We start from the raw sequence: 13223 nt of genomic DNA on the forward strand, positions 1-13223 counted from the left end.
GACGACCGATGGATCTACTCGCACAGACCGCCAACTCGCTGTGGCAGGTCGTCCTCGTCGGACTACTGCTCGGGGCAGGACTGCCCGCCATCTTCGCGCTGGGCCTCAAGTCACTGTCCATGGGCGCACAGCCGGGTCCCGACGGACAGGCGTCGACGCTCGGCAAGCTCGGAGCCGCCCTCTGCTTCGCCGTCGTGCTGATCGCGATCATTGCTGGGATACTGATGTTGATGCAGAACTTCCTGGCCAGCAGTTTCGGCATCCACGTCTTCTGAGTGAGGTAACGCACCGACCCGCGTCCCCACTCCTTCGTGAAAGTGATCGCATCCGTGACTGATGACTCGCACCGCTCGGCGACTGATGACTCGCACCGCTCGGCGACTGATGACTCGCACCGCTCGGCGACTGATGGCTCGCCCCGCTCGGCGGAACACAAGAGCGCGCTTCGCTCGGTACTCGACTGGCTCCGCGCCGGCTATCCGGAGGGGATTCCCGCCAAGGACCATTTCGCGCTGCTCGCCGTCCTGGGACGCCGACTGACCGACGAGGAGATCGGGCAGATCGTCGAACTGTCGATCGAAACCGCCCACGAGCATCCCGACCGGCACGTCGACTACGACGCGCTGAAGAGCATCATCGCCGGCGTCATCCGCGAGCAGCCGACCGAAGAGGACATCGCCCGCGTCACCGAGCGCCTCGCCGCGGGTGGTTGGCCCGTCGTCTCCGACGAGCAGGAAGCGTCGAGAGAACACCAATACCGCTGACGGACCAAGTTCAGGAGCACCATTGAGCCTGCCTCCGTTCCTCTCCTCGATCATCGACTGGCTGCGCGCCGGCTACCCCAACGGCGTTCCCGAGCAGGACTATGTCCCGCTGTTCGCTCTCCTCACCCGCCGACTGTCGGAGGACGAGGTCGACATCGTGACCGCAGCCCTGGTCGACGACGGCGACCTGCCGATCTCCAAGACCGACATCCAGGTGCTCATCACCAAGATCACCAACGAGATGCCGCTCGAATCCGACGTGGACCGCGTGCGGTCGCACCTGTCGTCCGGGGGATGGCCGCTCGCCGGTCCACCGGCGACCTGACCCGTGTCCGACCGGGACGCTCCCCGTGAAACCATCGAGGAGTGAGCCCGGTCCTGCACACCCTTCCGATTCCCGCCGGTAGCGCGGCGACGGCCCTCCTGCCCCGGCTCGAACGACTCCTCGACCGCGACGGCCCACCCCTCCTACCGGTACCGGAGCAGGACCAGCAGGAGACGAGACGCCTGTGCGACGCCCTGCGTCCGGGTGAGGCGATCGACGATGTGCCCGGCGCCGACGACATCGCGCTCGTGATGGCGACCTCGGGCACCACCGGGGTCCCCAAGGGCGCCATGCTGACCTCGCGCGCGCTGCGGGCCAGCGGCGACGCGACACACCGCAGGCTCGGCGGGCCCGGGTCGTGGTTGCTGGCACTGCCGGCACACCACATCGCGGGCATGCAGGTGCTGCTGCGGAGCGTGCTGGCCGGCGCCGCGCCCGTCGTCGTCGACGTCACACGCGGATTCGATCCGGCGACCCTGCCGGCAGCCGTCGACGCGATGGCGGGGCCACGTCGCTACACCTCGCTGGTGCCCACCCAACTGGTCAAGGCCCTCGACGACGCCGCGGCGGCCGCCGCACTCGCCGAACTGGACGCCGTCCTCCTCGGTGGCGCCGCGACACCTCCGCCGCTCCTGCGCCGGGCCGTCGACGCCGGACTGACGATCGTGCGCACCTACGGGATGAGCGAGACGTGCGGCGGGTGCGTCTACGACGGCACACCCCTCGACGGTGTGCGGGTCCGCATCGCGGACGACTCCCGCGTCCTGCTCGGTGGAGACACGCTCGCATCGGGGTACCGCGGGATTCCCGATCACCCGGCCTTCAGCGAGCCCGGATGGTTCCGCACCGACGATGCCGGAACCGTCACCGACGGCGTCCTGACGATCCGCGGGCGGTTGGACGAGGCGATCTCCACCGGCGGTCTGACGGTGGTGCCGCAGGTGGTCGAAGCCGTCCTGATGGAGCACCCGGACGTTCGCGAATGCGCGGTGCTCGGTGTCCCCGACGAACGACTCGGCCAGCGGGTGGTGGCGGCGATCGTGCCGGAGGACGGGACCGCCCCCACCGTCGACGACCTGCGGGCCCATGTCGGCGCCTCGCTCGACGCGACCGCGGCACCGCGGGAGGTGAAATTCGTCCGCTCACTCCCGCTGCGGGGGCCGGGCAAGGTGGACCGCAAGGCCCTGCAGACAGCCTGGATTCGAACGAATAATTGATCCAGTTGATCAGTATCTGCCGGCCGAGACACGATTGTTACTCTTCGGCGCGGCGGGTTCGGCGCGACGGTTCTCCCTGATCAAAGGGAGTGCAGCGGGGAGGTAAACGATTCGGCGCCACCCGCGGGCGCGGCCGATTCCGCCGAAAACCCTTGCCCGAAAACGTAAACGGGCCATGCTTCGCCTGTGATCTTGGTTTCGGGGAACCGAGCACCGCGATCGCCTGTCCACCGACACTCCATCGACAGGGGTTGATCATGCAAACACGTCCGTCTACATCTCAGCTGTTACGCCGCACGACCGTCGGGGCCGTCCTCGTCGGCGTGTCGGCACTCACCGCACCCGCAGTTGCGGGCGCGGAAACCGTGGAGCTCACCCGCCCCACAGTGACGTTCACCGTCACCGACAGCACTTTCGACCTGACGCTCGAGAATCCCAACAGCGATCCGACCAGCAGTTGCGGGGCGTTCGTGGTCCAGGCCTCGAAGCTCTCCGCACTCGAGGAGGATCCGTCGAGGATCAACGAACCCGGCTTCCTGACATGGCGGACCGCACGCAGCGAGCGCGTCGCGGCCGACTCGTCCCGGACCTACACCTTCGACGTCCCGCGCGGATTCTATGCCGTTGTGGGCGAATGTGTTTCGCCCACACAACCGAAGCCGTCCGCGAGCGATCCGCAGGTGGTGTCGGTTCCGCGCAGCCAGTACACAGGCAGTTCGAGCGCAGCCCCCGCAAACATCGCGGGCATCGCCCGCGGCCTCTTCTCCGGCGGCTCGCTCGCCGCAGGGTAGCCCGAGTCGGAGCATCGGCCGGGCAGGAAACCCCCTGCCCGGCCGATGCGAACCGACCGCCCCGAAATTCGGGTAGTTGAACAAGCAATTGAATACCTAACGACCACTGAAACAAGATTGTTACATAGGTCCCAAACCGGCTCGTACGGTGGGGATTTCCGCTGATCAAACATCGTTACCGGGCGGTAGGAACGGAACATTCCTCGCACCGAGGACCGCATTTCGTTACGGCCCCGAGAGGTTCACCTTGCGGGAACTTGACCCAACCCCGATGCTTCTCCCCAGTGATCTTGGTTTCGGGTCTTGGTTTCGGGGAGCCGGGCGCCGCGATCACGTGTTTCGAACACTCGTACTCAACAGGAGTTGTCCATGCACGTGCGTACTCGAAATCTGTTCACCCGCAGTGTGGCCGGTGTCGCGATTGCCGGCGCAGCCGCTCTCGCCGCCCCTGCCCTCGCGTCGGCCGCACCCGCGGTCAAGGCGCCGACGGTCACCGCGGCCGCCGCGAGCAGCACCATCACGGTGACGGTGGCGAACCCCAATACCGATCCTTCCGTCACGTGTGGCGCCCACGCCTTCGCCGCGTCGCGCGCGAGTGAACTGGAGAAGGATCCCTCCAAGCTCTTCGAGCCCGGATTCACGTTCTGGAAGGTCTCCGACAAGGCCCGCGTCGGCGCGTCCGACACCAAGTCCTTCACCACGCCGGAGTTCAACGACGGCGTGTTTGCCGTTGTCGGCGAATGCACTTCGGCCAACGGCGGCACGCCGGTGCTGGGCAAGCCCCAGGTCGTCAGCCTGCCCGAGGACGCGATCTTCGGCAGCCTGCGCAACGGCGCACTCGAGAACGTCCTCGACTTCGTCCTGGAGGGCAACATCGACGGACTGATCAAGGCCATCTCGGCCGGATCGACTCAGCCCGCCTGACAGACCACCCGCACCACAGAACGTGCGCGGCGGTCCGGACACCAGTCGGGGATGCCCGGGCCGCCGCGCATCCTTTCCTGATCCGCTCGCCGTGTCCGCCTCGCGGTTCCTCGCGCCGAGCCGGCCACTGTCGAAAGGTCCACACCATGCGCTTACGTTCCACCTCACTCGTCACCCGTCTGGCGGCAGGGAGTGCCGTCGCCGCCGCGGCCCTGATCGCTGCTCCCGCGCTCGCGTCCGCCGCGCCCGCCACCTTCACTGGACCCACCGTGACGGCGGAGGCCGCCGGAGATGCGATCGCCGTCTCCATCACCAACCCCAACGTCGACTTCCCGACGAGCACGTGCGGTGCCGTCGCGATCGACTCCGTCAAGGTGCCCGAGGCGGTCGACGACCCGCTCAAGCTGCTCGAGCCCGGATTCGTTGCTTGGACCAGTGGTCTCGACAGCGTCGGCGCGGGTGTCACCAAGGCGTACACGACACCGGCCCTCACCGGTGGCATGTACGCCGTCGTGGGCGCGTGTGTGTCGCTGGCCAATCCCGTTCCCGAGCTGGGCGATCCGGTCCTCGTCGGTGTCGGTGACACCTTCGGCAGCCTCGGGACGATCACCGGCAGCCTCGGTGACTTCATCCCGAACATCGGCGACCTGATCGGTGGCCTACTGAAGTAGCTCGACCCGCACGAAGACCCGGGCCCGCGGTGCATTGCACCGCGAGCCCGGCGCGTGTCCGGACGCAAGCGCGGTGCAAGGGCGGTGCAAGAGGGCACCGTCATGGTTGTGCCATGAACCTCGATACCTCACCCCCGGCCATCGAGGCCGTCGGGCTCGTCAAGACCTTCGGGCAGCAGCGGGCCGTGGACGGCGTCAGCCTCACCGTCCCGACCGGTTCGGTGTACGGCGTGCTCGGCCCCAACGGCGCCGGCAAGACGACGACAGTCCGGATGCTCGCGACCCTGCTGCGGCCCGACGGCGGCGAGGCCCGCATCTTCGGCCGTGACGTCGTCCGCGAATCGACGGCCGTCCGTTCCCTCGTCGGCGTCACCGGCCAGTACGCGTCGGTGGACGAAGACCTCACCGCCACCGAGAACCTCGTGATCTTCTCGCGGCTGCTCGGCCTCGGCCGCGCCGACGCCAAGCGCAAGGCCGTCGAACTCCTCGAAGAGTTCGGACTCACCGAGGCGGCGTCGAAGCCGCTGAAGAACTTCTCCGGCGGCATGCGCCGGAGACTCGACCTCGCGGCCAGCCTCATCGCCCGTCCCCCGCTGCTGTTCCTCGACGAGCCCACCACGGGCCTCGACCCGCGCACCCGCGCGCAGATGTGGGACACCATCCGCAGGCTCGTCGCCGAGGGCTCGACGGTACTGCTCACCACGCAGTACCTCGACGAGGCCGACCAACTGGCGGACCGGATCGCGGTGATCGACCACGGTCGTGTGATCGCCGACGGCACCGCCGACGAACTGAAGGCGTCGGTCGGAGTGTCGGCACTGCAGTTGACCCTCGCCGATCGCACGCAGACCGAGGAAGCCCGGTCCGTGATCTCCGCGATGCTCGGCATCGAGGCAGCGGTCACGCCGGAGTCCGGACGTATCACCGCGCCGCTGACCGATCCGTCGATCACCGCGGATCTTCTCGTGCACCTGCGCGACCGGTCCATCGCGGTGGACGAGATCACCGTGTCGAAGCCGAGCCTTGACGAGGTCTTCCTCACCATCACCGGGCACGACACTGCCGAGTCCGAAGGAGACGCCGCATGACCACCACACTCACCTCGCCTGCGCGACAGGGAGACACGCGGACGATCGAAGCCGCCGACCGCATCGACCTCCGGGACGCGATCGCCCACACCTTCACGATGGCGTACCGCGGCATCCTGAAGATCAAGCACAACCCCGAGCAACTGTTCGACGTCGTGATCCAGCCGGTGATCTTCACGTTCATGTTCACGTACATCTTCGGCGGCGCGATCTCCGGCGACGTGAAGTCGTACCTGCCCATCATCATCCCCGGCATCCTCGTCCAGACGGTGATCACGGCATCGATCGTCACCGGCACCCAGTTGCGCGAGGACATGGACAAGGGGGTGTTCGACCGGTTCAAATCGCTGCCGATAGCCCGGATCGCCCCGCTGTCCGGGGCCCTGCTCGCCGACGTCGTGCGGTACGCGATCGCGACCACCATCACGATCGTCGTCGGCATCGCCATGGGTTACCGCCCGGGTGGCGGATTCGTCGGCGTGGTGTGCGCGGCGCTGCTGATCATGGTGTGCGCGTTCGCGATCAGCTGGATCTTCGCACTCATGGGCGTGCTGATGAGCAAGGCCTCCGCCGTGCAGGGCGTCTCGATGATGATCCTGTTCCCGCTCACGTTCATGTCGAACGCGTTCGTACCGTCCGACACGATGCCGGGCTGGATGCAGGCGTTCGTGAACGTCAACCCCGTCTCGCACCTGGTGACCGCGGTCCGCGAACTCGCCAACGACGGCCACTTCGGTATCCACGCGGTGTATGCACTGGTTGGTGCCGCCGTCATCGTCGCGATCATGGCCCCGCTCACGGTGCGGACCTACATGCGCAGGACCTGAGGCCTCACGCCTCCGTCTCGGAGAGAAGGCCGAGTATCTCGCGACGCGCGGCGGCGCGCGGCGTCCCCTCCACGGACGCCAGCGCCGCCGCAACGGCATCGTGACCGAGCAGATCCTTCGCCAGCTCCAGATGTCTTTCCAGTCTCATCGACGGATAGTCCTGGCGTGCTTTGACTTTCGCTGCGAGCGCAAGCAACCGCACCCCACGTTCGACGGCGCGGCCGGTGGCGACGGCGAAGCTACCGACAGCGCACGCGACCGCCCCGGTCTGCGGTAGATCCGGGTATCCGCGGGAACCGAGGCGCTGCATCGCAACGGCTTCGAGGCGAAGTGCCAGATCTGCGACAAGTTCCGAGCGTCCGGCGAGTACGTGCGCGTCCACGACAGCGGACACGACCATGATCTCGAACGGATCGGCCGGAAGCTCGCCCGCGAGGTCGCCGGCCTGTTCGGCCGCCCGGCGGTATTCGGCCAGTCCCCGATCGACGACACCGGTGGCCAGATCGGCCTCCGCGGTACTCGCCGACAACGCTGCCTGGTTGTTCGTGTCGTGATCGCTGTTCGCGCCGCTGCCCTGCGCGCTCGCGTGCAGCGGGACGAGCGCCGCGAGTTCGGTGCGCGCGTCGGCGATCCGGTCGGCACCGACGAGAGCAGCCACCATGAAACCGCGCACCTGCAGGCTCTCGTCGTACAGGTGCATCGTCCACAGGACTTCGGCGGACCGCCGGTAGAACTCGACCGCTTCGCCGTAGCGCGCGGACTGGGAGTACAGGCCGCCGAGGTGCTGACACACCATCGCCAGGCCCCAGCTGTCGTTCAGTTCCTCCGCCAGGGCGAGCGCCTGCCGTGCGTCGGACTCCGAACCGAACAGGTCCCCGATGTTCTCCCGGAGGTTGGCGCGCGCGATCAACGCGGAGCTGCGCGCCCCCGGGTCGGTCGACCGCACCGCCGTCGCGAGCGTCCGCGCCAGGCCGCGCCCCGATCCGGGCACCAACATCAGTGTGGCGTTCACCCGCGACGACCCGCTGATGTCCGTGCGGGCGGCGAGCAGTCGTCGCAGACGAGTGCGGGCAATCGCGACCACGCGCAGATTGCCTCCCATCGCCATGTGGGCGGCGGCCAGCACGTACGCCGCCGCGAGGTGATCCGCGGGTACGTCCTCGGCGGGGAGGCCGGAATCGTCGAGTTCGAGCACTCGCGGTGCCCACGCGAAGACCTCGGAGTGCGCGCCGCGAAAGGCCCACATGCCGCCGAGCACGGGGAAGATCGTGAAGACGGCGCGAACGAGCTTCTCCGACAGCGCATATCGCAGCACCGCGAGCAGGTTGTCGTGCTCGGCCTCGACACGGTGCGCCGCCGCGATCTGACGGCCGGACATGAAGTCGTGGAACACCTCCCGCGAGAAGCACTCCGCCCACTCGACCGTCCGACGACGCACCTCGGCGTCCTCGTCACCGTCCGACTGCTCCTCGCCGAACTCCCGCACGGTCTCGAGCATGTGGTACCGAAGCCCCACGGCATCGGCGCCGTCGGGCGGTTCGACCACCGACAGCATCGACTGGTTCACCAGGCCCTCGAGTGCATCGGCGACGTCGACGACCTCGCCCCACTGCGCCACGGCGACCGCGGCGTCGGCCGTGAATCCTGCCGGGAATCGGCATATTCGACGCAACGCCGCCTGCTCCGGCTCCTCGAGCAGGTTCCAACTCCAGTCGATCACGGCACGGAGCGTGCGGTGCCGTTCCGGCGACGTCCGGTCCCCCGAACGCAGCAGCGCGAACCGGTCCACCAGTCGGGCGTTGATCTCCTCGACGCTGAGTGTGCGGACCCGTGCCGCGGCGAGCTCGATCGCGAGCGGCAGCCCGTCCAGCGTCCGGCACAGGCGCTCGACCTCACCGTCGTCCAGACGCACCGAGGGGCGCACCGCGAGCGCCCGTGCCCGGAACAGTTCGGTGGCGGGCGATCCGTCGTCGTCGATCGCCAACGGTGCCAGCGGATACACCGCCTCCGCGGTGATCGACATCGGCGACCGGCTGGTCGCGAGGACCGTCAGGTGCGGGCTCGCGGCGATCAGGTCGGACACCGCGTCGGCGGCGTCGTCGATCAGGTGCTCGCAGTTGTCGAGAATCAGCAGCGACGGTCGGGCCGACAGCGCGTCGCGCAACCGCTGGCGCGCGTCGTGGATCCGGGTGCGGGTGAGCGCGCCCGGCGTGAGGTCGGCCTCGCTCAGACCGAGGGTGCCGCTGATCGCGGCGATCAGGTCCTCGCCGCTGCGCAGCGGCGCGAGTTCGACGAGCGCAACCGGCATCCGGCCCGAGACCTCGGCCCCCACCGCGTGCGCGACCCGCGTCTTGCCGGTGCCACCGGGCCCCAGGACGGTCACCACCCGCGACGACGCCAGCAGCAGTTCGAGCGCCGCCAGATCGGTCTTCCGTCCGAGCAGCGGGTTGGGCGCGGCGCGGAGCCCGATCACGTTGGGCAGCATCCGGGTTGCCGCCTCCGAAAACCCCGCTGCCTCCGCTGCCTCCGCTGTCTCCACCGCACCGCCCGACTCCTTCCGCGCCGCGCGATCGGTCCGATCGCCGCGCAGGATGGCGGCATTGAGGTCGACGAGCCGGGCGGACGGGTCCACGCCCAGGCGATCGGCCAACCGGCCGCGCAACCCTGCGAACACCTCGAGCGCCTCGTTGGATCGACCCGAGCCGTGCAGGCACTCCATGAGCAGCGCGTGCGCGCCCTCGTCGAGCGGCGACGCACCCGCCGCGGCACGCGCGATCGGCAGCGCGACGGCGAACTCGCCGGACGCCAGCAGCGCAGCGAGTTCCACCGCGTCGAGCGCGCCGCGATGCGACGCGGCCTCGGTCGCCAGGTCGTCGGCGAGGTCGCCGCCGGGCAGGTCCGCCCCCGGCTCGCCGCGCCACAGCGCCCGGGCCCGGCGCACCGCGTCCAGCGCGCCCCGCTGGTCCCCGTCGGCGTGACGCTGTCCCGCTTCCCGCGCGAGCAGACGCGCGCGCGTCAGATCGACCTGTTCCGGTGCAAGGGCAAGCCGGTAGCCGGCCGGACCGGCCTCGATCGCCCCGTCCGGCAGCGCCGAGCGCAGCCGGGAGATCTGTGTGTGCAGGGCGTTGGCCGGGGACTTCGGCGGGGCGTCACCCCAGACGTCCTCGACCAGCGCCGCGGCGCTGCGGCTGTGTCCGGGCCGCCGCGCGAGCGCCACCAACAGAGCGCGGGCGCGCGGCCCGGGCAACGGAATCAGGACACCGTCTCGGCGTGTGGCAACGCCACCCAACAGCGCCACCTCGACCGGCGGCTCCGTGGGTGCCGGGGACTGGGGATCGCTCGTCACGGTTTGCACCGGCGACAAGCCTATGGGAGTACCCGACCGTGCGGCCACCCGATTCGACGAGGGTGAAAGGATCGGCGCATGGCTTCTGTGTCCCAGTGGATCGAGGGCGCCCGACCGCGCACCCTGCCCAATGCGATCGCTCCGGTGTTCGCCGGTACCGGCGCGGCGGCGTCCCTCGACGGCGCGGTGTGGTGGAAGGCGCTGCTGGCGCTGGTGGTCTCGCTGGCGTTGATCGTCGGCGTCAACTTCGCGAACGACTACTCGGACGGCATCCGCGGCACCGACGACGAGCGGGTGGGCCCGCTGCGCCTCGTCGGGTCCGGGCTGGCCTCGCCCGGTGCGGTCAAGGGCGCCGCGATGGGCTGTTTCGCGGTGGCCGCGGTCGCGGGCATCGCCCTCGCCCTGGTCTCGGCGTGGTGGCTGATCCTGATCGGCGCAGTCTGCATCCTGGGCGCCTGGTTCTACACGGGCGGCAAGAAGCCCTACGGCTACAGCGGTTTCGGCGAGATCGCGGTGTTCGTGTTCTTCGGTCTGGTCGCGGTGCTCGGCACCGAGTTCGTACAGGCCGAGCGTGTCGACTGGGCGGGTCTGCTGGCCGCGATCGCGGTCGGCTCGTACTCGAGCGCGGTGTTGGTGGCGAACAACCTGCGCGACATCCCGACCGACACCGAATCCGGGAAGATCACCCTCGCAGTGAAATTGGGGGACGCCCGCACCCGCACCCTGCACCTGGCGCTGCTGGTGGCGCCGTTCGTGGTGACCCTCGCGCTCGTCGCGCGCACGCCGTGGGCGCTCGTCGGTCTGATCGCGCTTCCGCTCGCGATCAAGGCCAACGCGCCCGTGCGGACCGGTGGCCGGGGACCCGCACTGATCCCGGCCCTCGCGGTCACCGGCATGTCGATGCTGGTGTGGGCCACGGCCACCGGACTCGCACTCGGTCTCGGCTGAGCCGTACGCAGCTAGTCGGTCGCGGTACGGTGCCCGAGAACGTTGACGACCTTCCCGTCCGGATCACGGACGAAGAACCGTCGGACACCCCACTCCTCGTCCTGCAGCGGATGGACGATGGTCGCGCCGCGCGCGACCATCGCCTCGTACACCGCGTCCACATCGTCCACCTCGACGCTCATGTCGGGGTGGACCGGCGCCGTCGCGTCGTCGCCCATCAGCGTCACCTGGGCGGTGGGATTCGACGGTGACGCCATCGTCATCACCCACCCTTGATTCATCACCTCGGCGAAGCCCAGCGCGGCATAGAAGTCGCGGCTGTCGTCGAGCGATTTCGCGTGGATGTCGGGAACGACCCGGCGGATCGTCATGTCACTTCTTGTCCGGAACCAGTGCGCTGAGCAAGAAGTTCACGAGCGAGATGATCAGCGCACCCCACACCGCCGTCCAGAAGCCGTCGACGCTCAGGCCCCACTCGGTCTGCGAACTGATCCACGACGTGAGCATCAGCATCAGCGCGTTGATCACGAGAGTGAACAGGCCGAGGGTGAGGATCAGCAGCGGCAGCGACAGCAACTGCACGATCGGCTTGACGAACGCGTTCACGACCGTGAACAGCAGCGCGATCCCGAGGATGATCAGCACGTCGTTTCCGGTGCCCTCGCCCGAGTCGGCGATCGTGATGCCGTCGACCCATTGCGAGGCCAGCCAGATGGCGACCGCGTTGATCACCAGGCGTATCAGAAATGTCATGTCCACATGCTGGCACGAACCGGACCGCCGGACGTAACGGGCGAATGCGCGCTCATGCGCGACGGATGACGGCGGCGTTGAGGCGCAGACGCTCTTGCAGGAAGTGCTCGACGAGTTCGATCTCGTCGTCCGAACAGTCCAACAGCAGTTTCACCTCGACGTCCCGCTTCGTCAGATCCGCGGTGAGAGCGACACCCACCAGTCCGGCGCCGGCGGCCGAGCCGCGAAACACGTCGACGCCCTCGGCGTCACCACCGCCGGTGTCCTCGAGGAACCCGTAGTCGACGGGATAGACCACCTCGGGGAACCGCGGGTGCGCACTGCCTCGGGGACGGTCGATCCGCAGCGTGGCCCGGCGGATCAGCTCGTCGAGGGCCGCGAGGAACGAGGCCATGTTCGTGTCCATGACGCCAGCCTGCCACGCAAAAACCCGGAGAACGACGGCATTCCGCGCATTGCCGCACTAGCATCTGCGCATGCCCGTGTGCCGAGTCAATTGGTGGACGGCCCTCGGCGCGGGGATCTTGCTCGCCGTGGTCGGCATCGCCGCCGGCCGGTTCCCGCTCGGTGTCGACGCCTCCGTGGCGGCCGGTCGTCAATACGGCGCCAACCAGGCCGTGATGTACATGCAGTTCAATCCGGTCGACCCGACGGACGAGCAGTTGCACCAGTGGTGCAGGCAGGGCGCGGAACTGTCCGCGGGCATGCAGGTCTGGTACGACGGCGGCGTCATCCAGGTCGGCGAACTCGACCGGACGCGTTTCGCGGAAGGCTGTTTCGAGAGCTACCGCGACGGAGTCCGCTGACCGTCGACGGTGTCGAACGCCCCGTCCACCGCGGCCTGCATGTCGGCGGCCACCACCCGGGTGATGTCCATGGGTGTCGTCGGGAGGTCGAGAACCGGGGACGAGATGTAGACATCGGCCACGCCGCCGGGACGGTAGCGGATGCCGAGGCTCAGCAGCGCCGGAGCGGAGCCGAGCTTGCGCGCCTTCACCGCGATGTGCCCGATGCCGCTGTTGATCTTCTGGACGCGGCTGGGGTCGACGTCGTTGCAGGTCCCCTCGGGGAAGATCGCGAGCACGTCGCCGCGGTGCAGTCGCTGTGCCGAGATCTCCATCATCCGGCGGCCCGCATCCGCGACCGCCCGCATCCCGTGGTCCTTGCCACGGAACACCGGAATCGACCCCATCATGTCGATCTTCCGGCGCAGCTTCGGATCCACGAACAGTTCGTCCTTCGCGAGCACGCGGGTCCGCCCGATCGCGCGGCGCAGCGGCGACTGCCACGCGGTCGCGGCGAGCGTGTACTGGTCCCGGTCCGTCACGTGATTGGCTGCGACGATCAGTCGCGTGCCGCTGCCGAGCAACTCCTGCAACTGCCGACGGGCACCGTCCGCGTAGCGGGTCCGCGGCCGGAAGCGTGCGCTGAGCGCAGCGTAGGCGGCATTCGCGACGAGCCGATTCTGCTGATGATCCAGATAGAAGCGGTAGACGTCCTCGTAGTTCTCGAGCGTCACGTCGGGCCGGGTCATGTGCGAGCCTCTCGATCGGATGCCCCCACCCGATC

The 13223-nt window shown here is 68.7% G+C and carries 16 protein-coding genes; 11 read left to right on the forward strand and 5 right to left on the reverse strand.

Annotation, left to right across the window (positions count from 1 at the left end; genetic code table 11):
• Window positions 1-8: 8 nt before the first annotated feature.
• The 9 genes from HUN07_RS21240 to HUN07_RS21280 all read left to right on the forward strand — a co-directional run bounded on the left by HUN07_RS21240 (window position 9) and on the right by HUN07_RS21280 (window position 6607).
• The gene (locus HUN07_RS21240; RefSeq protein ID WP_174912561.1) at window positions 9-275 is read left to right on the forward strand and encodes a hypothetical protein; all 267 of its coding nucleotides are present in this window, start codon (window positions 9-11) and stop codon (window positions 273-275) included.
• A gap of 213 nt (window positions 276-488) precedes the next feature.
• Window positions 489-764, forward strand: a complete 276-nt coding sequence (locus tag HUN07_RS21245) for a DUF3349 domain-containing protein (RefSeq protein ID WP_254623033.1) — start codon at window positions 489-491, stop codon at window positions 762-764.
• Window positions 765-786: 22 nt separating this feature from the next.
• Window positions 787-1089: a DUF3349 domain-containing protein gene (locus HUN07_RS21250; protein WP_114718737.1), complete on the forward strand. Its 303-nt coding sequence runs from the start codon at window positions 787-789 to the stop codon at window positions 1087-1089.
• A 41-nt stretch (window positions 1090-1130) separates the two neighbouring features.
• The gene (gene menE / locus HUN07_RS21255; RefSeq protein WP_174912564.1) at window positions 1131-2306 is read left to right on the forward strand and encodes an o-succinylbenzoate--CoA ligase; all 1176 of its coding nucleotides are present in this window, start codon (window positions 1131-1133) and stop codon (window positions 2304-2306) included.
• Between the two features lie 257 nt (window positions 2307-2563).
• Complete coding sequence (locus HUN07_RS21260; protein WP_147283449.1) at window positions 2564-3097, forward strand: hypothetical protein; 534 nt, start codon at window positions 2564-2566, stop codon at window positions 3095-3097.
• Between the two features lie 369 nt (window positions 3098-3466).
• Window positions 3467-4021 (forward strand): hypothetical protein, encoded by a 555-nt coding sequence (locus HUN07_RS21265; protein ID WP_174912566.1) that lies wholly within the window; start codon window positions 3467-3469, stop codon window positions 4019-4021.
• 146 nt (window positions 4022-4167) lie between these two features.
• Window positions 4168-4692 carry a hypothetical protein gene (locus HUN07_RS21270; RefSeq protein WP_174912569.1) on the forward strand — a complete coding sequence of 175 codons (525 nt, stop codon included), beginning with the start codon at window positions 4168-4170 and terminating at the stop codon, window positions 4690-4692.
• Between the two features lie 113 nt (window positions 4693-4805).
• Complete coding sequence (locus tag HUN07_RS21275; protein WP_114718732.1) at window positions 4806-5780, forward strand: ATP-binding cassette domain-containing protein; 975 nt, start codon at window positions 4806-4808, stop codon at window positions 5778-5780.
• Entirely contained in the window at window positions 5777-6607 is an 831-nt protein-coding gene (locus tag HUN07_RS21280) for an ABC transporter permease (RefSeq protein WP_174912572.1), read from the forward strand. Before HUN07_RS21275 ends, HUN07_RS21280 begins: the two co-directional genes overlap by 4 nt.
• Before the next feature lie 4 nt (window positions 6608-6611).
• Here the strand turns inward: HUN07_RS21280 and HUN07_RS21285 are convergent, their stop codons facing one another.
• Complete coding sequence (locus HUN07_RS21285) at window positions 6612-9962, reverse strand: BTAD domain-containing putative transcriptional regulator (protein WP_441346782.1); 3351 nt, start codon at window positions 9960-9962, stop codon at window positions 6612-6614.
• A gap of 69 nt (window positions 9963-10031) precedes the next feature.
• Here HUN07_RS21285 and HUN07_RS21290 point away from each other — a divergent pair, with 69 nt between their 5' ends.
• A complete protein-coding gene (locus HUN07_RS21290; RefSeq protein ID WP_174912577.1) occupies window positions 10032-10901 on the forward strand; it encodes a 1,4-dihydroxy-2-naphthoate polyprenyltransferase in 870 nt (289 codons plus the stop codon).
• Between the two features lie 11 nt (window positions 10902-10912).
• Here the strand turns inward: HUN07_RS21290 and HUN07_RS21295 are convergent, their stop codons facing one another.
• From HUN07_RS21295 to HUN07_RS21305, 3 genes are read right to left on the reverse strand one after another with little or no spacing between them, the layout of a single operon-like run.
• Window positions 10913-11272, reverse strand: coding sequence for a VOC family protein (locus HUN07_RS21295; RefSeq protein WP_174912579.1), 360 nt, complete (start codon window positions 11270-11272; stop codon window positions 10913-10915).
• Between the two features lies 1 nt (window position 11273).
• On the reverse strand, window positions 11274-11654 hold the full coding sequence (locus tag HUN07_RS21300) for a phage holin family protein (protein ID WP_174912581.1): 381 nt from the start codon (window positions 11652-11654) through the stop codon (window positions 11274-11276).
• Window positions 11655-11706: 52 nt separating this feature from the next.
• Entirely contained in the window at window positions 11707-12060 is a 354-nt protein-coding gene (locus HUN07_RS21305; protein ID WP_114718728.1) for an inorganic pyrophosphatase, read from the reverse strand.
• A gap of 70 nt (window positions 12061-12130) precedes the next feature.
• Between HUN07_RS21305 and HUN07_RS21310 the strand changes: the two genes are divergently transcribed.
• Complete coding sequence (locus HUN07_RS21310) at window positions 12131-12460, forward strand: succinate dehydrogenase (protein ID WP_174912583.1); 330 nt, start codon at window positions 12131-12133, stop codon at window positions 12458-12460.
• Here HUN07_RS21310 and HUN07_RS21315 read toward each other — a convergent pair.
• A complete protein-coding gene (locus HUN07_RS21315) occupies window positions 12439-13188 on the reverse strand; it encodes a lysophospholipid acyltransferase family protein (protein ID WP_174912584.1) in 750 nt (249 codons plus the stop codon). The genes HUN07_RS21310 and HUN07_RS21315 overlap by 22 nt on opposite strands.
• Window positions 13189-13223 lie beyond the last annotated feature (35 nt).

Source organism: Rhodococcus sp. W8901 (genome assembly GCF_013348805.1).
In the GTDB taxonomy this organism is placed as follows: Bacteria; Actinomycetota; Actinomycetes; order Mycobacteriales; family Mycobacteriaceae; genus Prescottella.

What these genes read in the sequence shown, in the direction of transcription:
- HUN07_RS21240 (WP_174912561.1), top strand. Translation starts at nt 9, where the DNA reads ATGGATCTACTCGCACAGACCGCCAACTCGCTGTGGCAGGTCGTCCTC.
- HUN07_RS21260 (WP_147283449.1), top strand. Translation starts at nt 2,564, where the DNA reads ATGCAAACACGTCCGTCTACATCTCAGCTGTTACGCCGCACGACCGTC.
- HUN07_RS21265 (WP_174912566.1), top strand. Translation starts at nt 3,467, where the DNA reads ATGCACGTGCGTACTCGAAATCTGTTCACCCGCAGTGTGGCCGGTGTC.
- HUN07_RS21270 (WP_174912569.1), top strand. Translation starts at nt 4,168, where the DNA reads ATGCGCTTACGTTCCACCTCACTCGTCACCCGTCTGGCGGCAGGGAGT.
- HUN07_RS21275 (WP_114718732.1), top strand. Translation starts at nt 4,806, where the DNA reads ATGAACCTCGATACCTCACCCCCGGCCATCGAGGCCGTCGGGCTCGTC.
- HUN07_RS21280 (WP_174912572.1), top strand. Translation starts at nt 5,777, where the DNA reads ATGACCACCACACTCACCTCGCCTGCGCGACAGGGAGACACGCGGACG.
- HUN07_RS21290 (WP_174912577.1), top strand. Translation starts at nt 10,032, where the DNA reads ATGGCTTCTGTGTCCCAGTGGATCGAGGGCGCCCGACCGCGCACCCTG.
- HUN07_RS21295 (WP_174912579.1), bottom strand. Translation starts at nt 11,272, where the DNA reads ATGACGATCCGCCGGGTCGTTCCCGACATCCACGCGAAATCGCTCGAC.
- HUN07_RS21300 (WP_174912581.1), bottom strand. Translation starts at nt 11,654, where the DNA reads ATGACATTTCTGATACGCCTGGTGATCAACGCGGTCGCCATCTGGCTG.
- HUN07_RS21305 (WP_114718728.1), bottom strand. Translation starts at nt 12,060, where the DNA reads ATGGACACGAACATGGCCTCGTTCCTCGCGGCCCTCGACGAGCTGATC.
- HUN07_RS21310 (WP_174912583.1), top strand. Translation starts at nt 12,131, where the DNA reads ATGCCCGTGTGCCGAGTCAATTGGTGGACGGCCCTCGGCGCGGGGATC.
- HUN07_RS21315 (WP_174912584.1), bottom strand. Translation starts at nt 13,188, where the DNA reads ATGACCCGGCCCGACGTGACGCTCGAGAACTACGAGGACGTCTACCGC.